This window comes from Saccharopolyspora sp. 7B (assembly GCF_020177435.1).
Taxonomy (GTDB): Bacteria; Actinomycetota; Actinomycetes; order Mycobacteriales; family Pseudonocardiaceae; genus Saccharopolyspora_C; species Saccharopolyspora_C gregorii.
On record NZ_JAIUKC010000021.1, the window covers coordinates 12,135 to 37,174 of the forward strand.

At 73.9% G+C, this 25,040-nt stretch carries 29 protein-coding genes; 14 read left to right on the forward strand and 15 right to left on the reverse strand.

Annotated features, from left to right (window positions below; translation table 11 throughout):
- Positions 1-54 precede the first annotated feature (54 nt).
- On the forward strand, positions 55-957 hold the full coding sequence (locus LCD33_RS04715) for a DMT family transporter (protein ID WP_224966445.1): 903 nt from the start codon (positions 55-57) through the stop codon (positions 955-957).
- 83 nt (positions 958-1,040) lie between these two features.
- Here the strand turns inward: LCD33_RS04715 and LCD33_RS04720 are convergent, their stop codons facing one another.
- The 11 genes from LCD33_RS04720 to LCD33_RS04770 form a co-directional block, all read right to left on the reverse strand.
- The gene (locus tag LCD33_RS04720; protein WP_224977548.1) at positions 1,041-2,147 is read right to left on the reverse strand and encodes an ATP-dependent DNA ligase; all 1,107 of its coding nucleotides are present in this window, start codon (positions 2,145-2,147) and stop codon (positions 1,041-1,043) included.
- 115 nt (positions 2,148-2,262) lie between these two features.
- Positions 2,263-2,928, reverse strand: coding sequence for an alkaline shock response membrane anchor protein AmaP (gene amaP / locus LCD33_RS04725; protein ID WP_224955436.1), 666 nt, complete (start codon positions 2,926-2,928; stop codon positions 2,263-2,265).
- On the reverse strand, positions 2,928-3,443 hold the full coding sequence (locus LCD33_RS04730; protein ID WP_224955437.1) for a DUF6286 domain-containing protein: 516 nt from the start codon (positions 3,441-3,443) through the stop codon (positions 2,928-2,930). The genes amaP and LCD33_RS04730 overlap by 1 nt, the downstream gene beginning before the upstream one ends.
- Before the next feature lie 22 nt (positions 3,444-3,465).
- Positions 3,466-3,870 (reverse strand): Asp23/Gls24 family envelope stress response protein, encoded by a 405-nt coding sequence (locus tag LCD33_RS04735; RefSeq protein WP_224966448.1) that lies wholly within the window; start codon positions 3,868-3,870, stop codon positions 3,466-3,468.
- Positions 3,867-4,046: a hypothetical protein gene (locus LCD33_RS04740; protein ID WP_224955439.1), complete on the reverse strand. Its 180-nt coding sequence runs from the start codon at positions 4,044-4,046 to the stop codon at positions 3,867-3,869. The genes LCD33_RS04735 and LCD33_RS04740 overlap by 4 nt, the downstream gene beginning before the upstream one ends.
- A 50-nt stretch (positions 4,047-4,096) precedes the next feature.
- The gene (locus tag LCD33_RS04745) at positions 4,097-4,399 is read right to left on the reverse strand and encodes a hypothetical protein (protein WP_224955440.1); all 303 of its coding nucleotides are present in this window, start codon (positions 4,397-4,399) and stop codon (positions 4,097-4,099) included.
- Entirely contained in the window at positions 4,396-4,764 is a 369-nt protein-coding gene (locus LCD33_RS04750) for a hypothetical protein (protein WP_224955441.1), read from the reverse strand. The genes LCD33_RS04745 and LCD33_RS04750 overlap by 4 nt, the downstream gene beginning before the upstream one ends.
- A 74-nt stretch (positions 4,765-4,838) precedes the next feature.
- The gene (locus tag LCD33_RS04755; RefSeq protein ID WP_224955442.1) at positions 4,839-5,366 is read right to left on the reverse strand and encodes an Asp23/Gls24 family envelope stress response protein; all 528 of its coding nucleotides are present in this window, start codon (positions 5,364-5,366) and stop codon (positions 4,839-4,841) included.
- A 137-nt stretch (positions 5,367-5,503) separates the two neighbouring features.
- On the reverse strand, positions 5,504-6,073 hold the full coding sequence (locus LCD33_RS04760) for a hypothetical protein (protein ID WP_224955443.1): 570 nt from the start codon (positions 6,071-6,073) through the stop codon (positions 5,504-5,506).
- Positions 6,066-6,635: an RNA polymerase sigma factor gene (locus LCD33_RS04765; protein WP_224955444.1), complete on the reverse strand. Its 570-nt coding sequence runs from the start codon at positions 6,633-6,635 to the stop codon at positions 6,066-6,068. Before LCD33_RS04765 ends, LCD33_RS04760 begins: the two co-directional genes overlap by 8 nt.
- The gene (locus LCD33_RS04770) at positions 6,632-7,354 is read right to left on the reverse strand and encodes a pyrimidine reductase family protein (protein WP_224955445.1); all 723 of its coding nucleotides are present in this window, start codon (positions 7,352-7,354) and stop codon (positions 6,632-6,634) included. The genes LCD33_RS04765 and LCD33_RS04770 overlap by 4 nt, the downstream gene beginning before the upstream one ends.
- A 167-nt stretch (positions 7,355-7,521) precedes the next feature.
- Between LCD33_RS04770 and zapE the strand changes: the two genes are divergently transcribed.
- Complete coding sequence (zapE, locus tag LCD33_RS04775; RefSeq protein WP_224955446.1) at positions 7,522-8,550, forward strand: cell division protein ZapE; 1,029 nt, start codon at positions 7,522-7,524, stop codon at positions 8,548-8,550.
- A gap of 4 nt (positions 8,551-8,554) precedes the next feature.
- Here zapE and rocD read toward each other — a convergent pair whose 3' ends face one another.
- Positions 8,555-9,796 carry an ornithine--oxo-acid transaminase gene (gene rocD / locus LCD33_RS04780; RefSeq protein ID WP_224977550.1) on the reverse strand — a complete coding sequence of 414 codons (1,242 nt, stop codon included), beginning with the start codon at positions 9,794-9,796 and terminating at the stop codon, positions 8,555-8,557.
- A gap of 273 nt (positions 9,797-10,069) precedes the next feature.
- On the opposite strand from rocD, the gene LCD33_RS04785 reads away from it, so the two are divergent.
- Entirely contained in the window at positions 10,070-11,110 is a 1,041-nt protein-coding gene (locus LCD33_RS04785) for a lactonase family protein (protein ID WP_224955448.1), read from the forward strand.
- Positions 11,111-11,140: 30 nt separating this feature from the next.
- Here LCD33_RS04785 and LCD33_RS04790 read toward each other — a convergent pair whose 3' ends face one another.
- Positions 11,141-12,748, reverse strand: a complete 1,608-nt coding sequence (locus tag LCD33_RS04790) for a serine/threonine-protein kinase (protein WP_224977551.1) — start codon at positions 12,746-12,748, stop codon at positions 11,141-11,143.
- 210 nt (positions 12,749-12,958) lie between these two features.
- On the opposite strand from LCD33_RS04790, the gene LCD33_RS04795 reads away from it, so the two are divergent.
- The 3 genes from LCD33_RS04795 to LCD33_RS04805 are packed head-to-tail and all read left to right on the forward strand — an operon-like array spanning position 12,959 to position 16,567.
- Positions 12,959-14,494, forward strand: coding sequence for a sugar ABC transporter ATP-binding protein (locus LCD33_RS04795; RefSeq protein ID WP_224955450.1), 1,536 nt, complete (start codon positions 12,959-12,961; stop codon positions 14,492-14,494).
- Entirely contained in the window at positions 14,491-15,540 is a 1,050-nt protein-coding gene (locus tag LCD33_RS04800; protein WP_224955451.1) for an ABC transporter permease, read from the forward strand. The genes LCD33_RS04795 and LCD33_RS04800 overlap by 4 nt, the downstream gene beginning before the upstream one ends.
- A 25-nt stretch (positions 15,541-15,565) precedes the next feature.
- A complete protein-coding gene (locus LCD33_RS04805; protein ID WP_224955452.1) occupies positions 15,566-16,567 on the forward strand; it encodes a substrate-binding domain-containing protein in 1,002 nt (333 codons plus the stop codon).
- A gap of 165 nt (positions 16,568-16,732) precedes the next feature.
- On the opposite strand, the gene LCD33_RS04810 is transcribed toward LCD33_RS04805, so the two are convergent.
- Positions 16,733-17,191: a peroxiredoxin gene (locus LCD33_RS04810; RefSeq protein ID WP_224977552.1), complete on the reverse strand. Its 459-nt coding sequence runs from the start codon at positions 17,189-17,191 to the stop codon at positions 16,733-16,735.
- A 158-nt stretch (positions 17,192-17,349) separates the two neighbouring features.
- Here LCD33_RS04810 and LCD33_RS04815 point away from each other — a divergent pair, with 158 nt between their 5' ends.
- The 8 genes from LCD33_RS04815 to LCD33_RS04850 all read left to right on the forward strand — a co-directional run bounded on the left by LCD33_RS04815 (position 17,350) and on the right by LCD33_RS04850 (position 24,725).
- Complete coding sequence (locus tag LCD33_RS04815) at positions 17,350-17,922, forward strand: type 1 glutamine amidotransferase domain-containing protein (RefSeq protein WP_224955454.1); 573 nt, start codon at positions 17,350-17,352, stop codon at positions 17,920-17,922.
- Between the two features lie 25 nt (positions 17,923-17,947).
- Entirely contained in the window at positions 17,948-19,069 is a 1,122-nt protein-coding gene (locus LCD33_RS04820) for a hypothetical protein (RefSeq protein ID WP_224955455.1), read from the forward strand.
- Between the two features lie 10 nt (positions 19,070-19,079).
- Entirely contained in the window at positions 19,080-19,409 is a 330-nt protein-coding gene (locus LCD33_RS04825) for a DUF2795 domain-containing protein (protein WP_224955456.1), read from the forward strand.
- Between the two features lie 163 nt (positions 19,410-19,572).
- Entirely contained in the window at positions 19,573-20,478 is a 906-nt protein-coding gene (locus tag LCD33_RS04830; protein ID WP_224955457.1) for a serine hydrolase, read from the forward strand.
- A gap of 91 nt (positions 20,479-20,569) precedes the next feature.
- Entirely contained in the window at positions 20,570-21,583 is a 1,014-nt protein-coding gene (locus tag LCD33_RS04835) for a LacI family DNA-binding transcriptional regulator (RefSeq protein WP_224955458.1), read from the forward strand.
- Positions 21,584-21,620: 37 nt separating this feature from the next.
- Positions 21,621-22,922 (forward strand): extracellular solute-binding protein, encoded by a 1,302-nt coding sequence (locus tag LCD33_RS04840; protein WP_224955459.1) that lies wholly within the window; start codon positions 21,621-21,623, stop codon positions 22,920-22,922.
- Complete coding sequence (locus tag LCD33_RS04845) at positions 22,922-23,893, forward strand: carbohydrate ABC transporter permease (RefSeq protein ID WP_224977553.1); 972 nt, start codon at positions 22,922-22,924, stop codon at positions 23,891-23,893. Before LCD33_RS04840 ends, LCD33_RS04845 begins: the two co-directional genes overlap by 1 nt.
- Positions 23,883-24,725 (forward strand): carbohydrate ABC transporter permease, encoded by an 843-nt coding sequence (locus tag LCD33_RS04850; RefSeq protein ID WP_224977554.1) that lies wholly within the window; start codon positions 23,883-23,885, stop codon positions 24,723-24,725. Before LCD33_RS04845 ends, LCD33_RS04850 begins: the two co-directional genes overlap by 11 nt.
- Here the strand turns inward: LCD33_RS04850 and LCD33_RS04855 are convergent.
- Positions 24,703-24,960 carry a zinc finger protein gene (locus LCD33_RS04855; protein WP_224961695.1) on the reverse strand — a complete coding sequence of 86 codons (258 nt, stop codon included), beginning with the start codon at positions 24,958-24,960 and terminating at the stop codon, positions 24,703-24,705. The two genes, LCD33_RS04850 and LCD33_RS04855, sit on opposite strands and share 23 nt — an antisense overlap.
- Positions 24,961-25,040: the final 80 nt, after the last annotated feature.

Below are 25,040 nucleotides of genomic sequence, written 5' to 3' on the forward strand. Positions count from 1 at the left end.
GCCGGGTACAGCGGAGCGGAACGGGTGGTCGACCCGGGATCAGGAGGAGCAGGCGTGGTCGCGGTCAACATGGACGGTGCGTCGTCGCGCGGGCGGCCCCTCCGCTCCGGGGTGCAACCGGCGTTGGCCCGCGGGTTCGGCGCCGTCCCGCCGCCGGTGCTGGTGCTGCTGGGCGTGATCAGTCTCCAGGTCGGGGCCGCGTTCGCCAAGCAGCTGTTCGCGCTCGCCGGGGCGTCCGGGGTGGTCACGCTGCGGCTGCTGTTCGCCGCGCTGGTGCTGGTGGTCGTGTGGCGGCCGTCGTTGCGGCTGGACCGCACGACGCTGCTCGTGGTCGTCGGGTACGGCTCGGTGCTGGCGGGGATGAACATCTGCCTGTACCAGGCGATCGACCGGATCCCGCTGGGCGTGGCGGTGACCATCGAATTCCTGGGGCCGCTGGGTGTGGCCGTGTTCGGGTCGAAGCGGAAGCTGGACCTGCTGTGGGCGGTGCTCGCCGGGCTCGGCGTGCTGCTGCTGTCCCGGGTGGACGGTGGCCTGGACCTGGTGGGCGTCGGGTTCGCGCTCGCCGCGGCGGTGCTGTGGGCCTCCTACATCCTGGTCGGCGCGAAGCTGGGCAGCCGCACCAGCGGCGGCTCCGGGCTGGCGCTGGGCATGGCGGTCGGTGCGCTGGTGGCGCTGCCGTTCGGCATCTCCGGGGCGGGGGCGCAGCTGCTGTCCCCGGCGGTGCTGGTGGCGGGGCTCGTGGTGGCTTTGATGTCCTCGGTGGTGCCGTACTCGCTGGAGCTGGAGGCGCTGCGGCGGATGCCGCCCCGCGTGTTCGGCGTGCTGATGAGCCTGGAACCGGCGGTGGCCGCGTTGGCGGGGTTGCTGGTGCTGCACGAGGCGCTGGGCGTGCTGCAGTGGGTCGCGATCGGTTGCGTCGTGCTCGCCTCGATCGGTGCCACCCGGAGCACGTGAACCGGGCGCGGTCCAGCCGCACCGCGTTCACCTGCGGATCTCACGCCGGCCAGGTCCATGATCGGCTGCTAATAGCGAGTGGATCACGGTCGCCGATGATCAGCCGCTTCGCCGCGGAGGACGGCGTCCAGGTCGTAGCGCGCGGGCTCGTCGAGCTGGTCGTAGCGGCAGGATTCCGGCGCGCGATCCGGGCGCCACCGCACGAACTGCGCGGTGTGCCGGAACCGCGCGGGCACGGCGCCTTCGGTGTGGTCGTAGGCGACCTCGGCCACCCGTTCCGGACGCAGCGGTTGCCACGGCTGCACCGTGCTGCGCCAGCGGTTGACCGACCCGGGAAGCCGCCGCCCGTCGTCGACGTGCTCGCCGAGCCACGGGTGCTCCGCGTCGGTGCGCAGCGGCGCCAGCTCGGCCGCGAGTTCGCGGCGCCGTTCCGCGGAGAACGCCCCGGCGACGCCCACGTGGTGCAGCACGTCCCGGTCGTCGTGCAGGCCGAGCAGCAGCGAACCGACGGCGGTGCCCGGCTCGGTGCCGGTGTGCCAGCGCAGCCCGGCGACCACGCAGTCCGCGGTGCGCGTGTGCTTGATCTTGAGCATGGTCCGCTTGCCCGGCGCGTAGGGCCCGTCGGCGTCCTTGCCGATCACGCCGTCCAGGCCCGCGCCCTCGAACAGCCGGAACCATGCGGCGGCGGTGGCCGGATCCGTCGTCAGCGGGGTGGTGCGCAGGCCGGGGCCGGTCACCCCGAGCTCTTCCAGCCGCCGCCTGCGCGCGGTGAACGGTTCGCCACGCAGGTCCGCGTCGTCGAGGGCGAGCAGGTCGAACGCGATGAACAGCGCCGGGGTGCGTTCGGCGAGCTCGCGCACCCGGCTGGCGGCGGGGTGGATGCGTTCGGACAGCGCGTCCCAGTCCAGCCGCTGCCCGTCCGAGTCCGTGCGGACCACCACGAGTTCGCCGTCCAGCGCCGCGGGCCGGCGCAGCCGTCCGGCGGCGTCCAGCACCTCGGGGAAGTAGCGGTTCAGCGGTTTGCCGGTGCGGGACTGCAGCACCACAGGTTCGGCGGCGCCCGGGTCGGCGAACACCAGGCAGCGGAAGCCGTCCCACTTCGGTTCGAAGCAGAGCCCCGGCCGGTCCGGGATGCCGTCCACCGGGGCGGCCAGCATCGGCTTCACCGGCGGTTGCACGCTCAACGCCACCTGGACCTCCCGCAGCTCGGAGCCCGAGTATGTCGCTCGGTGCCGCCGCGGGCCCGACGTGCCGATGGCCCGCCCACCCGGTTGGACGGGCGGACGGGCCATCGACGTCGTCGGTTCAGCGGACGCGTTGCCGGGCGGCGCGGTCCAGCTGGAGCCGGATGGCGGTCGGCAACGCCTCCACGTCGAGCGCCTGGCGGGCGCGGGCGAGGACCTTCGCGTCCAGCTCCTCCCACACGTGCCGCACGTTCGTGCCCTCCTGGAGCGCGAGGGTGAGCCGCACGTTGGGCCGCTGGTCGGTGCCCGCCATCCGCACCCGCGCGCGGGTCACACCGGTGACGCTCTCCGCGTCGGCGCGCACCGCCTCGGTCAGCGCGTGCGAGGTGATGGTCGCCGAGCTCTCCGCGTCCCCGTGCAGCCGCAGGTCGGGACGGCCTTCGGGGCGCAGCGCGCGCAGCAGCCACCACAACCCGAGCAGCGCCAGCACGACACCCACCACGATCGCGACGCCGCAGGCCAGCGGCCGGTTGCCGCCGACCCACTGGGTGAGCAGCGGGTCCAGCACGGGCCGCTGCGCGCGGAACCGGCCGAGCCAACCGGCGCCGACGACCAGCGCCAGCGCCCCGGCGAGCAGCAGCACCAGCCCGAGCACGCCGAGCAGCCAGCGTTCGAAGCCGAGCGACCGGCCGACGGCGGTGCGGCTCGGGCGCGCGGGCGCCTTGCGGGCGGTGGAGCCGTTCCCGGAGCCCCCGGTGGGGCGGGTCGTGGTGTCCTGGGTCGACATCACCGCTCCTTCGCGGGGGAGACCGACACCGACACCCGGGGCCGGCGTTGCAACGGCAGGTCTTCGACGGCGGCGGCGGCCTTCTTCGACACCCGGTCGCGCAGGTCGCCGACGCTGCGGAACCGGCCGCGGGCCTTCACCTTCACCTTCCGGCGGTCGGCGGTGACGGTGGCGGCGGCGACCCCGTCCTCGGCGCGGACCTGGTGGCCGACCAGGCGGGCCAGCGAGCGCGGGTCGGTGGTGACGGTGACCTCGGGGGCGGGGTCCGCCAGCCGCACCTCCTTGCGCCCGGCGCGGGACGCGGCCAGCAGCAGGATCAAGCCGACGAGCACGGCAGCGGCGGCCACCAGGCGCACCGGCAGGTCCTGCCAGCTCAGGTCGCGCATCGAGGACCCGGCGTCGGACCAGGGCACGAGCACGCCGCGGCCGCCCGGGTTCGCCCAGGCGCCGATGGCCTCCACCACCAGCAGGACCCCGGCGGCGAGGGCGATCAACCCGGCCGCGGCGGTGATCAAACGGACTAGGGCACGCACGGGCTCACTCCACTCGGTCTCGTTTCGGGGCGGACACCAGGGCGGACACGGTGACCTCCACCGCGGTCACCCGGCAACCGGCCTGCCGGGACAGCTCCTCGCGGACGCGTTCCCGCACCTCGCGCACCGCGTCGCGCACCGGGGCGGGGTAGCGCAGCGCCAGGTCGAGCCGGACCCGCAGCTCGCGGTCCGGGCCGGTGAGCCGGGCGCTGGAACCCTGGGTGCCGACGCCCACGCCGACGATGCGGCGCGGCGCGCGGGTGGTGCCGGAGACACAGTCCGCGGCGTGTTCGGCGATCTTGCGCAGCACCGCTCGGTCGATGTCCAGCGAGCCGCGGTCGGCGGGGTCGCCCGCCGCGGAGGTCCGTTCGGTCGCGGCCTCGGCCCGCTCGGTGGCGGGGGCGCTCATCGGTCCTTGCCCCGGCCCAGGAAGTCGCCGATCTCCAGCTCGCCGTCCAGCACGCGGCCGACGATCAGGCCGATGGCACCGATCACCAGGGCGATGAGGAAACCGGTGAAGCCCCCGGCTGCGGCGGCGACACCGAGGAGGAGCCCGGCGAACAGGCCGGTCTGCGTTGCGTTCATCGTGGGAGAAACCTTCCTGACTGGGAGACCGTGCGTCGGCTGTTGAACGGTCACCGGACCCGGCTGCGGCGCTTCCGCAGCCGCCACGCCCGCACCCGGCGCAGCACGCCGCCGAGTCCGCGCGGGTCGGCGACCACGACCACCGGTGCGTCGTAGCGGTCCGGCGGCCGGTTGCGGGGTTCGCCGCGTTCGGGACGGGAGAGCGCGGGTTTCCGGTCGGCCGCGTCGCGGCGGGCCCGCAGTTCCGCGAGGCCCGCCACGAACGCCTCGTGATCACCGCCCACATCGGGGTGGTGCGCGCGGACGAACGCGCGCAGGCGGACCCGCGCGTCGTCGTCCGGCGAGCCCGTCATCGCGGTGCCGCCTCGTCCTGGCCGGGGGCATCGGCCTCGTCCGAGGTGATCACGTCGACGACGGTGATGTCGACCGGCGCCGGGCCGGTCACGGCGAGCACGCGTTGGCGCAGCGCGGCCACGATCCCCGGCAGCGGCTCGGTCAGCCGCAGCACCACGCCGACCTCGACGGGTTCGCCGGGCTCGCCGACGCGGACGCCGGTGACCTGCCTGCCGGGCAGGTAGGCGGCGATGGTGCCGTACGCGCCGCCGTGCAACCGGGTGACGGACGGGTGCGCGAGCACCGCCCGAGCGACCCGGTCGGCGAGCTGCTCCTCGACTTCGGGATCGTCCCGGCCGTGGTCACCGGGCGCGGATTCGGTCATGTCGGTGTCCTTCGAGAGCGGGCCGGGATGGGAGCGCGTGGCCCCGGTCGGGGCAGCCGGGACCACGCGCCGTCTCACTCCACGCGGGAGGAGGCGGGGGTGCTGCCACCGTTGCCGCCGTCCTCGTCGTCCTCGGAGGGCAGGTGGATGTCGTTCACGGAGATGTTGACCTCGATGACCTCGAGGCCGGTCATCCGCTCGACACCGTTGATGACGTTGCGCCGCACCGCGCGGGCCAGCTCGACGATGGAGGCGCCGTACTCGACGACGATGTCCAGGTCGATCGCGGCCTGCTTCTCGCCGACCTCGACGGTCACGCCCTGCGTGGTCGTGGTGCCGCTGCCGCCGGGGATGCGCTCGCGGATGGCGCCGAAGGCGCGGGAGACGCCGCCGCCCATGGCGTGCACGCCGGAGATCTCGCGGGCGGCGATGCCGGCGATCTTCTGCACCACGGAGGCGGCGATCGTCGTCTTGCCCTGCGAGGTGTCGTCGGCGAGCCGGGCCGGGGTGGCGCTGCCGCTGGTGCTCAGGCCCTTGCCGCCGGTCGTGGACCCGCTCTGGGTCTCGGTGCTCTGGGCGGAGGTACCACTCGACTGGGCCATGAAAGGGCTCCTTCCCCTGAAGATCTCGTTGTCGCCCTGGGCGTCGCAGTCGCCTGCGATCTCCGGGACTGCAAGATCCGATGCGAGTGATCCCGGAACATCGCGGGGCTGCGACCTAGGTCACATGAATGAGCTAATCACGAGCCCTGCGGGGGCGCGACATCGGCGACCCGCACCCACACCGACGGGGCCGCCGCGCCGAGGTGCTCCCGCAGCGCGCGCCCCAGATCATCCTGCAACCGGGCGGTCAGCGCAGGGGCAGGCACGCCGTAGCCGATCACGACGTCCACCCGCACTTCGCGCACGTCGCCGGTGCAGGACAGCAGCCGCACCTCCGGCACGTCGGCGAGCAGCTCCGCGCTGAGCCTGCGGGCCAGCACCAGGGTGGCCTGCGCGGAGATCCGCAGCGTGCCGAACTCCTGGGCGACCTCGGCCGGTTCGCCGCCTGCGGCGGCGCGGGCGCCGCGGACCGTGAGCAGCGCGCGGGACACCAGTCCCTCCGGCGGTTCGACGGCGAGTTCGGCGGCGCGGCGCACCGGTTCCCAGCCGGTGGGCGCCAGCTCGGCGAGCGCGGCCCGGCAGTGCGGGCAGGTGCGCACGTGCGCACCGAAGTCCTCCGGCGCTTCCCCGGCGAGGTGGTCGAGGAGCTCGCCGATGGTGCGGCCGCAGGGCAGCGCGTGCTCGGGGTCGAGGGGAGCTTCACCCACGGTGCATCTCCTTCAACCTCGACAGCAGGGTCAGCCGCGCCCGGTGCAGCCTCGATCGCAACGCGGCGACGTTCACCTCTAGCACCTCTGCGATCTCTTCGTAGGACATCCCCTCGAATTCGCGCAGCACCAGCGGCACTCGCTGGGAGGGTTCCAGGGTGGCGATGGCGCGGTGCACCAGGTCGGCCTCCTCGGCGCGCACCGCGTGTCCCTCGGGGTTGCCGGAGTCGTGGTCGGAGACGAGGTGGTCCATCGAGTCGTCGCTGACGTCCAGGGCCACCGTGTTCTTGCGCCGCCGCACCTGGCCGAGCGCCGCGTTGGTCACCACCCGGTACAGCCAGGTGGTGGGCGCGGACTCGCCGCGGAACCGGGCCAGCGAGCGCCACGCCGAGACCCACGCGTCCTGCACGGCGTCCTCGGCTTCGGCCTGGTCGTTGAGGATCCGGTACGCGACCCGGTACATCGATCGGGTGTGCCTGCGGACGAGTTCGTCGAAGGCCACCCCGTCGCCGCGCTGGGCGGCTGCCATCAGGTCCGCGTCGCTGTCGCCCCGCCCGGTCACGCCCGAAGTCTCCCGTACCGCAGCAGCAGCAGCGATTCCTCCGCCCGCAGCACCGACAGCAGCCGCATCCGGTGCGGGTCGGGGAGGCCGGGTCCGGCGGCGATGCGCCCGGCCCCGCCCCCCGCGAGCAGCGGCGAGACGGTCAGGCACAGCTCGTCGACGAGGTCCGCGGCGAGCAGGTCGCCGAACAGGTGCGGTCCGCCTTCGCAGCCGATCCGCAGCAGCCCGCGCGCGGCGAGCTCGGTGAGCGCGGCGGTCAGGTCCACGGTGCGGTCCCCGGCGACCACGACGTCGGCGCCCGCGTCGGCCAGCGCGATCCGGCGCGCCTCCGGGGCCGACGCGCAGGTGAGCACGATCGGCGGCACCACGGTGTCGGTGAGCAGCGGCGAGTCCGGCTCCAGCGAGCAGCGGGCGGTGACGACCGCGATCGGCGGTACTTCGGAGAGCCCGAACCGGGCGCGGCGGTCCGCGTCCACCTCGTGGCGCTGCACCCCGTGGTAGCCCTCGGTGAGCGCGGTGCCCGCGCCGACGAGGACCACGTCGGACAGGTCGCGGATCAGCGCCAGCGCCAGCTGGTCGGCGGGGGAGGACAGGCCGCGGGAGCTGCCGCGCACGCTCACCGCCCCGTCGAGGCTGGACACGAAGTTCGTGCGCAGCCAGGGACGGGCCAGGTCGGCGGGGAAGTCGTAGAACGCTTCGATCTCCGGCGTCACCTCCACCGGAGCCGCAGCACCGGGAGGATCGCCGTCTGAGGGCCACAACCTGTGCACCCGTCCATCCCAGCACGACGCGCGCGGTGCGCGCGGGCAGGGCCGGTGTTCGCCCGGGCGCCGCGGGTGATGACTGCCACCGGCTACGGCGGGAACAGCGGTTATAGAGTCGGCGCATGACCGCCGCGCGCCTCACCGACCGCCGACCCGAGCTCAGCCCGGCCGACATGGTCGACGCGATGACTCCGCCCCCGCGGTTCGACGAGGCCCGGTTCGAGACCTACGTGCCGAACCCGGACGAGCCGAGCCAGGCCGCCGCCGTCGAGTCCTGCCGCGCGTTCGCCGAGCGGGCGTCGGCCGCGGGCGGGAGCGGCGGTTCGTGGTGGCGTTCGCTGTTCGGCGGCGGCCGCGCCCCGGTGGGCAAGCCCGGCCTGTACCTGGACGGCGGCTTCGGCGTCGGCAAGACCCACCTGCTGGCCTCGCTGTGGCACGCCGTTCCCGGGCCGAAGTCGTACGGCACGTTCGTCGAGGTGACGAACCTCGTCGGCGCGCTCGGGTTCAACGAGACGGTGCGCAGGCTCTCCGAGCACCGGTTGCTGGCGATCGACGAGTTCGAGCTGGACGATCCGGGCGACACGATGCTGGTCACCCAGCTGATCGCGAAGCTCACCGACGCGGGCGTGCACATCGCGGCGACGTCGAACACGCTGCCCGGCAAGCTCGGCGAGGGCCGGTTCGCCGCGGTGGACTTCCTGCGCGAGATCCACGCGATGTCGGAGCGCTTCGACGTGCTGCGGGTGGACGGCCCCGACTACCGGCACCGCGGCCTGCCCGACCCGCCAGAACCGGTGGACGACGCGGAGCTCACCGCGGAGGCCGAGTCGATGCCCGGTGCCACGCTGGACGACTTCGACGCGCTGTGCGAGCACCTCGGCTCGGTGCACCCGTCGAAGTACGGGCGGCTCGTGGCGGACGTCAGCGCGGTGCACCTGCGCGGGTTGCACGCGGCGCCGAACCAGAACGTGGGCCTGCGGCTGGTGGCGTTCGCCGACCGGCTCTACGACCGGGCGGTGCCGGTGCGGGTGTCGGGGGCGCCGCTCTCGGAGCTGTTCACCGAGGAGATGCTCCGCGGCGGCTACCGCAAGAAGTACCTCCGCGCCCTGTCCCGCCTCACCGCCCTGTCCCGGGACGCCGTCAAATCCTGACGGGTCAGCGGGCGAGGACGTCGGTGATGGCGTCGATGCCCTGGTCCAGCTCCTCGCGGGTGATGGTGAGCGGGGGTGCGACGCGCAGCGTGGTGTCCTGGGTCTCCTTGCACAGCACGCCGTTCGCGGCGAGCCGTTCGCTGACCTGGCGGCCGGTGGGCCCGCCGGGGGAGATCTCCACCCCGGCCCACAGCCCGCGCCCGCGGACCTCGGCGGCGCCGCGGCCGACGAGCTCGCCGAGCCGCGCGTGCAGGTGTGCGCCGAGCTCCCGGGACCGCGCCTGGTACTCGCCGGTCGCCAGCATCCGCACCACTTCGAGCCCGACGGCGCAGGCCAGCGGGTTCCCGCCGAACGTGGAGCCGTGCTCGCCGGGCCGCAGCACGCCCAGCACCTCGCGGCTGCCGACGACCGCGGAGACCGGCAGGATGCCGCCGCCGAGCGCCTTGCCGAGCGTGTACAGGTCGGCGCGCACCCCGTCGTGGTCGCAGGCCAGCAGTTCGCCGGTGCGGGCCAGGCCGGACTGGATCTCGTCGGCGACGAGCAGCACCCCGTGCTCGTCGCACAGCTCCCGCAGCCTGCGCAGGTAGCCGGCGGGCGGCACCACGACGCCCGCTTCGCCCTGCACCGGTTCGACGAGCACCGCCGCGGTGCGCTCGGTGATCGCCGCCGCGACCGCGTCCGCATCGCCGTAGGGGGTGATGGTGAACCCGGGCGTGAACGGCCCGAACCCGGCGCGCGCGGTGTCGTCGGTGGAGAACGACACGATCGTGGTGGTGCGGCCGTGGAAGTTGGACCCGGCGACGACGATCTCCGCGCGGTCCGCGGGCACGCCCTTGACCTGGTAGGCCCACTTCCGGGCGAGCTTGATGGCGGATTCGACGGCTTCGGCGCCGGAGTTCATCAGCAGCACCTGCTCGGTGCCGGCGAGCTCGGCCAGCTCGCGGCAGAACGGGCCGAACCGGTCGTGGTGGAACGCCCGGCTGGTCAGCGTGACGCGGCCCAGCTGCTCGGTGGCGGCGGCGACCAGCCGCGGATGCCGGTGCCCGAAGTTCAGCGCCGAGTACCCGGCGAGGAAGTCCAGGTGGCGGCGACCGTCCACATCGGTCATCCACGCCCCGTCCGCTTCGGCGATCACGACGGGCAGCGGGTGGTAGTTGTGCGCGCTGTAGGTCTCGTCCAGGCGCAGGTATTCGGCGGAACGGGTGGTCCCGGCCGGGCGCGTCGTCGCGGTCGAAGCGGAGGTCATGCTGCTCAGGCTAAGCGGCCCGCGCCTTCGTTTCAGCCGTGAGCTGTTGCTTCTTTCGGCGGATCGTTGCGCGATCCGATCTTCGAACGCAACGTTCCGCCTACACGGGCTCGGGACGGCCGGGGCTGTCCGCGGGCCGCCGCGCGCGCTACCGTCGGCGAGGTTCGGATGAACGGCGCGTGCGCCACCGGTGACTCGGCGTGCCCGGCGGGAGGTCGCTCCCGGAGCCGGGCGCGCGCGCCGTGCAGGTCGAGGTCGGGTGGAGGTCGCTTCATGTCCGAGGACGCGCAGTACCGGGTGTACCTGGGGGCCTACACGGGCCCGGAATCGGCGGCGAACGGAATCCGGCTCGCGTTCGCCGACGACGCGGGTCGGCTGCGCTGCACCGACACCGTCGCCGACTCCTACGACCCGTCGTTCCTGGCGCTGTCCCCGGACGGCGGGACGTTGTTCGCGGTGAACGAGGTGGCGCGCGGCCGGGTGGTGTCGTTCCAGGTGGGGCCGGACGGCGGGCTCACCGAGATCAACTCGCAGCCCACGCACGGGTCGGCGCCGTGCCACTTGAGCGTGCACCCCGGCGGACGGTTCCTGCTCACGGCGAACTACCTGTCCGGCAACGTCGTCGTGCACCCGATCGGCGAGGGCGGGGTGCTGCGGGAGGCGTGCCACGTGGTGGACCACTCCGGCCAGGGCCCGGACAAGGACCGGCAGGAGGGGCCGCACGCGCACCAGATCGTGCCGTCCCCGGACGGCCGCTTCGCGCTGGCCGCCGACCTGGGCACCGACTCGGTGTACGTGTACGCGTTCGACGGGGACACCGGGCACCTGGTGCTCAAGCACGAGGTCGGCTGGGAGCCGGGGACGGGTCCGCGGCACCTGGCGTTCCACCCGGACGGCGAGCGCGGCTACCTGGTGGGGGAGCTGACCTCGACGATCACCGAGTTCACCTTCGACGCGGGGACCGGTGAGGTGCGGCCGGGCCGCGTGCTGCCGCTGCTGCCCGCGGATTTCACCGGGCGGAGCCTGGCCGCGGAGGTGGTGGTGTCGCCGGACGGGCGGTTCGTGTTCGCCTCGAACCGGGGGCACGACAGCATCGCGGTGTTCTCCGCCGAGGGGTTCGCGCAGCTGGGCGTGGTGCCTGCGGGGGTGCGCGGGCCGCGGCACGTCGCGCTGTCCCCGCGCGGGGACGTGCTGTACGCGGCGGGGGAGCTCAGCGACACCGTGCAGGCGTTCGCGGTCGCCGCGGACGGCGCGCTCACCCCGATCGGCGATCCCGTGCCGTCCCCGTCGCCGGTGTGCCTCCTGCCCGCCTGAGCCGCCGGGGGACCGGGCCGGTCGCTCGGGTCAGACCATGCGGTTGTCGTAGGTGCCGCGGGCGTACTGCTGGAGGGCTTGCCGGATCCGGCGGCCTTCCTGCCTGCGGGTGAGGGGCCCGCCCGCGGAGCCGACCGGGTACACCCGCACGCCGCCGTGGTACGGCCGGGTCGGGTTCCAGATCCGCCAGCGGAGGGCGGGGCTGCCGGGGCGCGTCCACACGGTGACCGACTGGCCCTTGCCGGTGCCGACGACGGCGATGCGGCTGACGTGGCTCCACGGGATCTCGCGGGTCAGCAGCGGGGAGCGGGAGACCCGCAGCCCGTCGGCGCTGACCTTGAGCCGCAGCCCGGGCAGCAGTGCCTTGGCCAGGGACAACGCCCCGCTGATGGTCAGCAGCAGCATGCCGAAGCTGGTCAGCGCCCACAGCTCGTCGTCCGCGGTCGGGCCGATCTGCAACACCAGGTGGATCAGCCCGAACATGAGGGCGGCGGAGACGAGCGCGCCGAGCCGCCCGCCGGTGGTGAACACCGGCCCCGGCCCGTCGGCGCGCACCCGGTCGATCGGCACGGCGGGCCGGGACGGCGCGATGCGCGCGGGGGCGGCGGTGCCCCGGCCCGCTTCGGGCTGCTGCGCGGTCGGCTTCGGCCGGGCCGGGATGATCGGTTTCGCCGGTGCGGCGGGGGCCGCGGACCAGTCGCCGCCACCGCGCTGCCGGGTGGGCCGGGGCGGTGCGGCGGGCGGGGCCGATGGCGCTTCGGAGGCCTGCTTGAGCTGCGAGGTGTGCTCGGTGATGACGGCGGTGATCTCGGCGGGCAGCCAGCTGTCGTTCTGCGGGGAGGCCTCGCCGACCTGGTCGAGCAGCTGCCCGGGGGTGGGCCGCGCGGCGGGGTCCTTGGCGAGGCAGCCGCCGATGAGCGGCCGCAGCCCGGGGGGCAGCGCGTCGAGGTCCGGTTCGTTGTGCACGACCCGGTACAGCATGGCGGCGGTGTTCTCGTTGCCGAACGGTCCGGCGCCGGTGGCGGCGAACATGAGCACCGCGCCGAGGGAGAACACGTCGCTGGGCGGTCCGACGTCGGTGCCGACGGTCTGCTCGGGGGAGAAGAAGCCGGGGGTGCCGAGGAAGATGCCGGTGGCGGTGAGCGCGCTGCTGCTCATGGCGCGGGAGATGCCGAAGTCGATGACCCGCGGGCCGTCCGGGCCGAGCAGCACGTTGCCGGGTTTGAGGTCGCGGTGCACGAGTCCGGCGCGGTGGATGGCGCCGAGCGCTTCGGCGAGTCCGGCGGCGAGCGAGCGCACGGTCTGCTCGGGCAGCGGTCCGTGGTCGGCGACGGCCCGGTGCAGGGTGGGGCCGGGCACGTACTCGGTGGCCAGCCACGGCTGGTCGGCTTCGGTGTCGGCGTCGATGACGGTGGCGGTCCAGAAGCCGCCGACGGAGCGGGCCATCTCGACTTCGCGGCGGAACCGCTCGCGGAACTCGCCGTCGTCGGCGAGTTCGGGGCGGACGATCTTGATCGCGACGCCGCGGCCGCCGCGGGACCGGGCCAAGTACACGGCGCCCATCGCGCCGCCGCCGATCCTGGCGAGCAGCCGGTAGTCCCCGACCCTGTTCGGTTCGCCGGCCAGCAGCGGCTGCACGTCTCGTCCCCCTCTTGGATTGCGGCGGTGCCATCCCCGAGCTTACGGAGGTGGTGGTTGCGTCGTTCGCGGATGCCGCCGCGGCCGTTCGCGTGCAACGATCGGTAATCGGTTACTCGGCTTCACTGCGAGCCTTTCGAGCTCGTGATGTTGTGAGTATGCTCCGGCGCACCGCTGCGGCGGGCGATCGATGGTGATCGAGGAGGCGGCGTGTCGCAATCCTTGCAGTCCGGTTCGGATGATGCGGGATCGGTGCAAGCACCGGCGGTGGTCCGGCTTTCCGGGGTGGGCAAACGATTTCCCGGGGTCGTCGCGGTGTCCGATGTGGACTTGGAAGTGCTGGCCGGTGAGGTCCACGTGCTGGCCGGCGAGAACGGCGCGGGCAAGTCGACGTTGATGAAGCTCGTCGCGCAGGTGGAGCCGCCGAGCTCCGGCCGCATCGAGGTCGACGGCCGCCGGGTGAGCTACCAGGGGCCCGCGTCGGCGCGGCGGCTGGGCATCTCGATGGTGCACCAGGAATTCGCCCTCGCCCCGGACCTGTCGGTGGCGGAGAACCTGTTCATCGGGCACGAACCCGGCAGCGGCGGCCTCATCTCGCGCGCCGCGGAGCGCCGGGCGGCCCGCGACCTGCTCGCGCGGGTGGGCCTGGACGTCGACCCGGGGCGCCGCGTCGGCCGCCTGTCCACCGCCGAGCAGCAGCGGGTGGAGCTGGCGAAGGCGCTCGCGGTGGACGCGAAGCTGCTCATCCTCGACGAGCCGACCGCCACCCTGACCGAGCGGGAGACCGCGGAGCTGTTCGGCATCGTCCGCGAGCTCACCGCGCAGGGCATCGGCGTCCTCTACATCTCGCACCGGCTGGACGAGATCTTCGAGATCGGCGACCGGGTCACGGTGCTGCGCGACGGCGCCGTCGTCGCCACCCGGCCGGTCGCCGAGCTCGACGAGTCGCGGCTGGTGACGCTGATGGTGGGCCGCGACGTGCAGAACCTGTACCCGCGCACCTACAGCACCCCCGGCGACGTGCGGTTGCGGGTGCGCGGGCTCAGCCGCGGCGACGCGGTGCGGGACGCGAGCTTCGAGGTGCGGGCCGGGGAGATCGTCGGCATGGCCGGGCTGGTCGGCGCGGGCCGCACCGAACTGGCCCGCTCGGTGTTCGGCGCCGAACCGCCCGACGCGGGCGAGGTGTCGCTGGACGGGGCGAAGTTGAAGATCCGCGGCCCGGCGGACGCGATCGCCGCGGGCATCGGCTACCTCACCGAGAGCCGCAAGGCCGACGGGCTGGCGCTTCAGCTGGGCGTGGACAAGAACATCACGCTGGCGAAGCTGCCGATGGCCTCCGGCCTGATCGACCTGGGCGCCGAGCGGCGCATCGCCGAGCGGGAGCGCGACCGGCTGCGGATCCGGGTGCCGTGGGTCGGCAGGCCGGTGCAGGCGCTCTCCGGCGGCAACCAGCAGAAGGTGGTGCTGGCGCGCTGGTTGCAGACCGAAGCGGAGGTGCTGTTCTTCGACGAGCCGGGCCGCGGCATGGACGTGGGCGCGAAGTCGGAGATGTTCAGCCAGCTGGATTCGCTGGCCGCGCAGGGCAAGGCGATCGTGCTGATCTCCAGCTACCTGCCGGAGCTGCTGAACATGTGCGATCGGATCCTCGTGCTGCGCGAGGGCCGGATCACGGGTGAGGTCGAGCGCGCGGACTTCTCCGAGGAACGGATCGTCGCGCTCGCGACCGGAGCGAAGGAGGGCCAGTGAGCGAGCAGCCGGGCAAGGACGAAGGGGCCCCGCAGGACGGCGGCGCGACCGCGGTGGAGGCCGCCGCGGGCCGGCCCGGGCTGCTGGGCGGGCTGACCGACCGGATGCAGGGCGCGGTGTCGCAGGTCGCGGCCGCCGGCGCGCTGATCGTGGTGTTCGTGGCGCTGTCGATCGTGGCACCGTCGTTCCTGACCGCGGACAACCTGTTCAACCTGGGCTCGCAGACCTCGGTGAACGCGGTGATGGCGGTCGGCGTCACGCTGGTGATCATCACGGGCGGCATCGACCTGTCGGTCGGCTCGGTGGCGGCGTTGTCCGGGGTGCTGGGCGTGATGCTGATGGCGGACTTCGGGTTCCACCCGCTGCTGGGCATCCTCGGCGGCATCCTGGTGGGCGCGGCGGCGGGCCTGGTCAACGGGCTGCTGGTGTCGACGGTGGGGCTGCCGCCGTTCATCGCGACGCTGGGGATGCTGAGCGTGGCGCGCGGACTGGTGCTGATCGCGACGGGCGCGGTGGCCGTGTTCGGCGCGCCGGAGTCGTTCCGGCTGCTCGGGCAGGGGGTGCTGGGGCCGATCCCGGTGCCGGTGCTGCTGATCGTGCTGGTCGCGGTGGCCGGGCACCTGGTGCTGACGCGGACGCGCCTGGGCCGCTACGCGTACGTGATGGGCTCGAACATGGAGGCCGCGCGGCTGTCGGGCGTGCCGGTGCGCAAGCACACCACGTGGGTGTACGTGGTGGCGGGCAGCCTGGCCGGGCTGGGCGGCATGATCGCGGCCTCGCGGATCAACTCGGGGCAGCCGAACTTCGGCGAGGGCCTGGAGCTGGACGTGATCGCGGCGGTGGTGATCGGCGGGGCGAGCCTGTTCGGCGGGCGCGGCACGGTGCTCGGGTCGCTGATCGGCGCGTTCCTGGTGGCGGTGATCCGCAACGGGGCGGTGCAGCTCAACATCGGCACCTTCTACCAGAACGTGCTCATCGGCGTGATCATCTGGCTGGCGGTGTGGTGGGACTTCTACCAGCGCCGCAAGCTCGCCGGCGACGCGTGATCCGGGGACGAGGGAGTTCGCTGCGATGAAGAAGGTCCTTCCGCTGGTGTGCCTGGCGGTGCTGCTGCTGTCCTCGGCGTGCGGCCTGGAGATCCGCAGGCCCACGGGGACGAACGCGCAGCAGGGCGGCACGATCCGGTTGGCGGTGATCCCGAAGGCGATCGGCTTCGACTTCTGGGAGCAGGTGCGGGTCGGCGCCGAGTGCGCGGCCACCAAGCACCCGAACGTCAACGTGCACTGGGACGGCGTCACCTCGGAGGACGACGTGAGCGGGCAGCAGAGCCTGCTGCAGGACTCGCTGGCGCAGGGCGTGCAGGGCCTGGTGTTCGCGGCGACCGACGCGAAGGCGCTGGCGGAGGTCACGAAGTCCGCGCGGGAGCAGGGCACCACGGTGGTGAACATGGACTCGGGCACCAGCCCGCAGCCGCCGGAGGTGCCGGTGTTCGCCACCGACAACGTGGCGGCCGCCGAGGAGGGCACCCAGCTGCTGGCGGACCAGCTGGGCGGCCGCGGCGAGGTGGCGTTCATCGAGTTCCTGCCCGGCACCAGCACGAACGAGACGCGCGCGGAGGGCTTCGAGCGCGGGCTGGCGAAGAACCCGGGGCTGCGGCTGGTGGCGCGGCAGTCCTCGAACAGCGACTACAACACGGCGTTGCAGGTCACCCAGGACATCCTGACGGCGAACCCGGGCCTGAACGGGATCTACGCGGGCAACGAGCCGAGCGTGCTGGGCGCCGCGGAGGCGGTGCGGCAGGCGGGCAAGCAGGGCCAGATCAAGATCATCGGGTGGGACACCTCGGAGGGGCAGATCGAGTCGCTGCGCGACGGCGTGATCACCGGCCTGATCGCGCAGAACCCGTTCAAGATGGGCTTCGCGTCGGTGAACTCGGCGATCGAGCAGATCCGCGGCGAGCAGCGCGGCGCGCCGGAGACGAACACCGGCTCGTCGGTGGTGACGAAGGAGAACCTCGGCACCCCGGAGATCCAGAAGCTCCTGAACCCTTCCTGCGCGGCTCCGCCGCGCTGAGGATTCCTTCCCATCGGTTGCTCGGGGGGCGGGTGGCGGAACCTCAGCGGGATTCTCGCGAGGACCCGCGGCGGTGCCGGTGTCGTGGTCGCTGCTCAGCGGCTTCGCCGCTGACAGGACGCTGGCCGGAGCCTGGCGAGGTCGCCGGACCGCTCGGTTCGCAGGTCAGGCGCTGCGGTGCTCGCGGAGGAAGGCGAGCGCGGTGTCGGCGTGCGAGGCCATGTTGAACTCGCTGCGCACCACCTCCAGCACGGTGCGGTCCGGCCCGATCACGAAGGTGTGCCGCTTCACCGGCAGCGGACCGAACCGGCGCTTCACCCCGAACTGCCGCGCCACGACGCCTTCCCGGTCGGATAGCAGCGGGTACTCGAAGGAGTTCGTTCGCGCGAAGGTGGCCTGCTTGGCGACCGGGTCGGTGCTGATGCCGACGGGGTGCGCGCCGAGTTCGGCGAACTCCGCGGACAGGTCGCGAAAGTGGCAGCTCTCCGCCGTGCACCCGGAGGTCATCGCCGCCGGGTAGAAGAACAGGACCACGGTCCCGCCGTCGAGGAGTTCCGAGAGCTTGCGCTCGGTGCCGTGCTGGTCGGGCAGTGCGAAGTCGTCGACGGTGTCGCCTGGACGCATCGGGGGCTCCTTGATCGTGGCCGGCGAGGTCACCTTAAGCCCCGGGCACGCCGCCGCGGCAGACCTGTCCGTTTGCCGCCTCCGCGCGCCGGGTACGGCACGGCTGAGCGGCGAGGCGCGAACCGGCCCGCCGCGACGATCTGCAGGAGGTGTGCACGATGACCGCGAACCTGAACGGTGCCAAGGTCGCCTTCCTGGTGGCCCCGGACGGCATCGAGCAGGTGGAGCTGACCGAACCGTGGAAGGCCGTCGAGCAGGCGGGCGGCCGGCCGGAGCTGGTGTCCATCCAGCCCGGTTCGGTGCAGGGGCGCGACCACCTGGAGAAGGCCGACACGTTCACCGTGGACAAGGTCGTCACGGAGGTGTCGCCGGACGACTACGACGGCCTGGTGCTGCCGGGCGGCGTGGCCAACCCGGACGCGCTGCGGCAGGTGCCGAACGCGGTGCGCTTCACCGGCGAGTTCTTCGCGAGGCAGAAGCCGGTCGCCGCGATCTGCCACGCCCCGTGGCTGCTGGCCGAGGCGGACGTGGTGCGCGGCCGCAGGCTCACGTCCTACCCGAGCCTGCGCACGGACCTGCGCAACGCGGGCGCCGAGTGGGTGGACGAGGAAGTCGTCGTGGACTCGGGGCTGGTGACGAGCCGGAACCCGAACGACCTCCCCGCGTTCTGCGCGAAGGTCGTCGAAGAGGTCGCCGAGGGGAAGCACCGCGCCCAGGCGCGCAGCGCGTGATCGGGGTGGCAGAGCGGAGGAGTCGATGAAACTCGCGTTCCTGCAAGACGTCTACGGGTACCAGGGCCCGTTCGCGACGGTGTACCTGGACACCTCGGCGGACGCCGAGGACGCGGCGAAGGCGGTGCAGCTGCGGTGGCGTTCGGCCCGGGAGCAGCTGGCGGACGCGGGGGCGGACGAGGCGACGTTGCGCGCCTTGGACGAGACCGTGGACCGGCACGAGTACCGGATCGGCCGCCGCGGCCAGGTGCTGGTGGCGACCGCGGGCGAGGTGGTGTTCGGCGAGGAGCTGCCGACGCCGCCGGAGGACGCCTCCGACGACGAGAAGGTGCACTTCGGGACGTTGCCGCACCTGCTGCCGTACCTGCGGTTGCGGGCGTCGCGGATCCCGCACGTGGTGGCGCTGGTCGACCACGTCGACGCGGAGCTGACCGTGGTCGCGGCCGGTGCCGAACCCCGCACTCGGCGGGTGCAGGGCGGCGACCACCCGGTGCACAAGTCCCCGCCCGGCGCCGACGAGCTCAACGAGCAGCGCTTCCAGAACCGGGTCGAGGAGCAGTGGCTGCGCAACGCCAAGGAGGCGGCCGAGGAGATCGGCAAGCAGGCCATGCGGATCGGCGCCGAACTGGTCGTGCTCGCCGGTGATCCGCAGCAGCGGACGCTGGTGCACCAGAACCTGCCCGGCGGCGTCCGGGAGCGCACCGTGCAGACCGACGCGGGCCACCTGGACCGGGGCGCCTCCGCGGAAGGGCTCCGCGACGAGGTCGAGGACACGGTGGCGGCCGCCGTGTCGGCGCACGTGGACGAGGCGGTCCGCGAATTCGAGCAGCAGCGCGGCCGCGACGAGCGCGCCGCGGAGGGGTGGAGCGCGGTGCTCGCCGCCCTGCAGCGCGGCCAGGTGCGCACGGTGCTGTGGGGTTCCCCGGAGTCGCCGTCCTGGCTGCACGTCGGCCCGGTGCCGAACCAGGTGGCGCTGGACGCGCGGGAGCTCACCGACATGGGCGTGTCCAGCCCGGGCAGCGCGCCCGCCAGCGCGGCGGTCGTGTGGTCGGCGGCGGGCACCGATGCGGACCTGGTGCTGGTCGATCCGGACGAGGTGAAGCTGACCGACGGCATCGGCGCGGTGCTGCGCTACACCGACGCGTGAGAGGAGGAGCATGACGACGACGCGGGAAACGGTGAAGAAATCGCTGTCCACGATCGACTTCCCCGCGAGCAAGGAGGACCTGGTCGACTTCGCCCGGAACAACGGCGTGGACCAGGACACGGTGGACGCGCTGCGGGCGCTGCCGCTGGCCGACTACGACAACGTCGGCGAGGTGCTGCGCTCGGTGCCGCTGGACAAGGCCGACGAGGAGGGCCAGTCCGCCGCGGACAAGGCGGCGGAGGACCGGCAGCACGTCCGGCCCGGCCTGGCCGAGCACCAGCGCGAGACCCCGGCCAACCCGATCGCGGAGGAGCTCGGCGAGAACCGCAAGGGCGGCTGAACCCGGGCAACCACGACGATCGACCGAACGCCCCCGCCCGCAGCGGGGGCGTTCGCGCGCGCCGGGCCGAGTTCTGCGATCGAGCTCGGGACGGCGTTAGCGTGCTGGGGGCACGTCCGACGGCCCGGCCTTCCCGCCGGGCCTCGGAGTCATGGGGTCCCGCATGGATCGTTCCGATCGTCGGTTCCGGCGCGCGCTCGCGCTGCTCGGTTGTTCGCTGCTGCTGGCGGTGCCCATCGCCGGGTGCGGGGAGCCGGGCGGCCGCACCGCGCACGAGGAGTCCGGCCAGTGGTGGGTGTCGCGCGCCGGCTACCCGGATTCGCCGGCGCGTGCCCGGCCGGCCCCGAACCCGGCGGTGCGGACCGCGGTGCGGCAGGCCGACGACTACGCGGACCGGCTTTCCGGCAGCACGGTGGCGGTGGCGGTGCTGGACCGCGGGTCCGGCGCGGTCGTCGGCGGGGAGCACGCGGACGACGAGTTCACCACCGCCTCGGTGTCGAAGTTGTTCGTGGCGCTGGACGTGGTGGAGCGCCGCCGCGAGGGGTTGCCGGTGTCGTCCTCGGACGTGGAGCTGATCCGCCGGGCGCTGGCGCTCAGCGACGACGGGGCGATGAACGCGCTCTGGGACCGGTTCGACGGCGCGGGCGCCATCTCGCGGGTGGCGGTGCGCTACGGGCTCACCCGCACGCTGCCGCCGGCGGTGCCGGGGCGGTGGGGCGACACCCGGACGTCGGCGCGGGACGTGGCGGCGGTGTTGGCGCGGGTCCCGGCGCTGCCCGCCGCGGAGCGGGCGCTGGTGCTCGGCCCGCTGGACGAGGCGCCGCGGACCGCCGCCGAGGGCTTCGACCAGCAGTACGGGTTGAAGGCCGGGGCGCGGCGGGCGGCGGTGAAGGCGGGCTGGATGTGCTGCGCGGACGGCCGCCGCTCGGTGCACAGCGCGGGGCTGATCGGGCCGGACCGGCGCTACGCGGTGGCGGTGCTGTCCACCCAGCCGTCGTCGAAGAGCTACTCGCAGGCGTCGGAGGTGGTCACCGAGGCCGCGGCGCCGCTGCTCCGGCACCTCGGCTGAGCCCGCCCGCCCGGGTCGTTCGCCTCGTGGGACTCGACGGCGGGTTTCGCTACGCTGGCGTCTCGCTGGACGGCTACGAGGGGACCCGCGGTTGAAACGGCCCACGATCATCGACATCGCGCGCCGGGTCGGCGTGTCGAAGGCGGCGGTGTCCTACGCCCTCAACGGCCGCGCCGGGGTTTCGGCGGCCACCCGGGAACGCATCCTCGACGTCGCCGCGCAGCTCGGCTGGGACGCGGCGGGGCCGGCGCGGACACCCGCCGCCGACCGCACCGGCACGATCGGCCTGGTGCTGGCCCGGCCGCCGCAGCAGATCCGCGCCGAGCCGTCGGTGGTGCACTGGATGGCCGGGCTGGAGGCGGCGCTGGCCGAGTACGGGCTGAGCCTGCACCTGGCGCTGCCGCCGGACGAGGAGGCCGAGCTCGGCACCTACCGGTCCTGGGCCGCCGGGCGCCGGGTGGACGGCGTGATCGTCACCGACCTGCGCACCGAGGACCCGCGCGTACCGCTGCTGCGGGAGCTGAAGCTGCCCGCGGTGGTGATCGGCGAGCACGAGCGGGTCGCGAACGTGGCGGTGCTGCGCTTCGCCGTCGCCGAGGAGGTCCGCGCCGTGGTGGCGCACCTGGCCGAGCTCGGTCACCGGCGGATCGGTCACGTGCAGGGCGGTGTCGACCTGGAGCACACCGAGCGCCGCAGCGCCCTGCTGCGCGCCGAGGTGCGGGAGCGGCTCGGCACCGACCTGGTGAAGGCGGAGGCGGCGGCCACCGAGGACGGCGGGGTGCGGGCCACCTGGCGACTTCTCGCCGCGGACCCGCCGCCGACGGCGATCGTCTACGACGATGACGTGACGGCGGTGGCCTCGGTCGCGCGCGCCGCCGAGCTCGACGTCCGGGTACCCGCCGACCTGGCGGTGCTGTCCTGGCAGGACTCGATGCTGTGCCGGGTGGTGACCCCGCCGGTGACGGCGCTGTCCCGGGACGTCGAGGACGACGCCGCCGCGGCGGTGCACCTGCTGCTGGAGCTGATCGAGACGGGGGCCGCCGACGACCTGGACGTGCCGCCGCGCGTGCTGATGCCGCGGGCGAGCACGGGCGGGGTGGGCTGAGCGCGCTCCCGCGACCTCTCGCGACGAGGAGACGACGGTGCCCCCACGTCCGCGCGGCCCGGTGCTGGGCCTGGTGCTGCTGGTGCTGCTGGGCGTGCTCGCCGGGTGCGGGCCGCCGCCGCGGCGGCTCGTGTACTGGGCGGCGAACCAGGGCGCGAGCACCGCGCGGGACCGCGAGCTGCTGCGCACCCGGCTGGCCGCGTTCACCCGCGAGACCGGTGTTCCGGTCGAGGTGGAGGTCGTCCCGTGGAGCGATCTGCTCGACCGCGTCCTGGGCGCGGCGATCTCCGGCACCGGCCCGGACGTGGTGGACGTGGGCAACACCTGGTCGGCGTCGTTGCAGGCGACGGGCGCGTTCGTGGAGTTCGACGCGGAGCTGCTGGACCGGCTGGGCGGCCGGGAGCGGTTCCTGGACGGCAGCATGCGCTCGACGGGCCTGCCGGGCCGGCCGCCGGCGTCGGTGCCGCTGTCCGGCCTGGCGTACGCGGTGTTCTACGACCAGGCGCGGTTCCGCGCGGCCGGGATCGAGGGGGTTCCGCGCAGCTGGGCGGAGTTCCTGGACGTGGCGCGGCGGCTCTCCGGCGGTGGCCGGGCGGGGGTGACCGTGCCGGGCGCGAGCTACGCGCAGAACGCGCACCTGGCGTTCCTGTTCGGCGCGCAGCAGGGCGCCCGGTTCTTCGACGCGGCGGGGGCGCCCGCGTTCACCGGTCCGCGCGAGGTGGCCGCGGTGCTGCGCTACGTGCGGCTGCTGGGGGAGGGGCTGGTGCGCGCCGACGACGCCGAGCTGGGTTCGGCGCCGGAGGCGGCCGCGGAGTTCGCCGCCGGGCGGGCCGGGATGCTGATCGCGCAGAACAACGCACTTCCGGCCATTGTGGACGGAGGCCTGCGCGCGGATGATGTCGGCGTGTTCCCGCTCCCGCTGCCCGATCCGCTGCCGCCGGGCGGTGCGCCGGTCCGCACCCACGTCGGCGGCAGCAACGTCGCGGTGCTGCGCGACGGCCCGCACCGCGCGGAAGCGCTGCGGCTGGTGGAGTTCCTGACCCGCGCCGACACCCAGGTGGAGCTGAACCGGGCGTGGGGGAGCCTGCCGGTCGTCGCCGACGCCTACGACGGGCCGGAGTTCGCCACCGGCCGCGCCGCGGTGTTCGGCGAGCTGCTGGCGCGCGAATCGGTGCCGATGCCGATGATCCCGAACGAGAGCCGCTTCGAGACGACGCTGGGTGCCGCCGTGCGCGACCTGTTCGCGGCGGCGGCGACGGGCGAGCCGGTGGGTCGTGAGCAGGTGCGGGCCGAGCTGGCGCGCGCGGAGCAGCGGATGCGCGCGTCCGGGGGCGCGTGATGCCCGGTGGCCGGGCGCTGCCGGGTTCGCGGGCGGTGCCGGGTTCAAGGACGCTGCCGGGTTCGCGGGGCCTGCCGGGTTCGCGGGCGCTGCCGTACCTGTTCCTGCTGCCCGCGCTGGTCTTCGAGCTGCTGGTGCACCTGCTGCCGCTGCTCGGCGGGTTGTGGATGAGCGTGCACGAGCTGGACCAGTTCTCCCTGCGGGAGTGGCCGTCGGCGCCGTTCGCGGGCTGGGACAACTACCGCTCCGCGGTGGACCTCGGCGGTGCGGCGGGCGCGGAGCTGCTGCGCTCGTTCGCCGTGACGGCGGCGTTCTCGCTGCTGGTGGTGGTGCTGTCGTTCGGGCTGGGGCTGGCGGGGGCGGTGCTGCTGCAGCGCCCGTTCCGCGGCCGGTTCCTGCTGCGCGGGTTGTTCCTGGTGCCGTACGCGCTGCCCGTGTACGCGGTGGCGCTGGTGTGGCGCTTCGTGCTGGACCGGGGCGACGGCGCGTGGAACTCGGTGCTGCGCGCGGCCGGGCTGGGCGGCGGCGAGTTCTGGCTGCTGGGGCCGAACGCGTTCGCGAGCCTGGTGGTGGTGGAGGTGTGGCGGCTGTGGCCGTTCGCGCTGCTGGTGCTGCTGGCGGGCCTGCGGTCGATCCCGCCGGAGGTGCACGAGGCGGCCGAGGTGGACGGCGCGGGCCCGGTGCGGCGGCTCCGTTCGATCACGCTGCCGCTGCTGCGGCCGGTGTCGCGGGTGCTGGTGCTCGTGCTGTTCCTGTGGTCGTTCACCGAGTTCACCGTGCCGCACGTGCTGTTCGGCGAGTCGGTTCCGGCGGCGGCGGGCCTGCTGTCGGTGCACGTGCACGAGAGCGCGTTCCGCACCTGGAACTTCGGGTCGGCCGCGGCGATGTCCGCGCTGCTGCTGGGATTCCTGCTGCTGGTGGTGGCGGTTCCGCTGCTGGTGCGGCGCTTGCGGGGGCGTCGTGCGGCGTGAGCCGCGCCGGGTCCGGCTGCTGCGGGTGGCCGGGCTGGGCGCGCTGGGGGCGTTCGTGGTGCTGCCCCTGCACGTGGTGGTGACGACGGCGCTGGGGTCGCGTCCGGGCGGGCGGGACGGGTTCTCGTGGTGGCCGTCCGCGGTGTCGCTGGACGCGTTCCGCACCATGTGGTCCACGGTGGACCTGGCGCGGTACTTCGCGAACAGCGCCGTGGTGGCGTCCGCATCGGCGGCGGTGTCGGTGCTGGTCGCGGTGTTCGCCGCCTACGCGGTGAGCCGGTTCCGCTTCCGCGGCCGGGAGCTGTTCCGCGCGGTGGTGCTGTCCACGCAGGCGATGCCGGGGATCCTGTTCCTGCTGCCGCTGTTCCTGCTCTACGCGTCGATCGGGCGGGTCACCGGAATCCTGTTGCAGGGCAACCTGTTCGGCCTGGTCGTCACCTACTTGACGTTCTCGCTGCCGTTCTCGATCTGGCTGCTGGTGGGGTGCTTCGACGCGGTGCCGGTGGAGCTCGACGAGGCGGCGCTGCTCGACGGCACCGGACCGCTGGGGGCGCTGCTGCGGGTGGTGCTGCCCGCGGCGCGGCCGGGGATCGCGGCGGTGGTGATGTACGCGTTCATGACGGCGTGGGGGGAGGCGTTGTTCGCGTCGATCCTGACGAGCTCGGGTTCGCGGACGCTGGCGGTCGGGCTGCGGGAGTACGCCGCGGAGTCGTCGGTGCACTGGAACGAGGTGATGGCCGCGTCGCTGGTGGTGAGCCTGCCGGTCGTGGCCGGGTTCCTGCTGCTGCAACGCCATCTGGTCCGCGGCGTCACGGCGGGTGCGGTGCGCTGATCCCGCGCTGCGCGGCGTCCCGCAGCGCGCGGGCCACGTCCCAGCAGGCCGCGCAGGTGGGCGCGAGCCACTGCTCGTCGCTCGCCTTCGCGATGGTGAGCGCGACACCGCACAACGCGGTCCGCCGCTGCCCCGGGTGCGGGCGTTCCGCGGAGTCCACCGCGTGCCGCACGCCGTCGACGGGCCGCCAGTACGCGACGGGCCAGCGGGAACCGAACACCACTTGCGATCCCACGTCGTCCTCCTTCGTCGTCATCGGGGGTGCGGCACGCGGTGGACTCCGCGGAACGCCCGCACCCGGGGCAGCGGCGGACC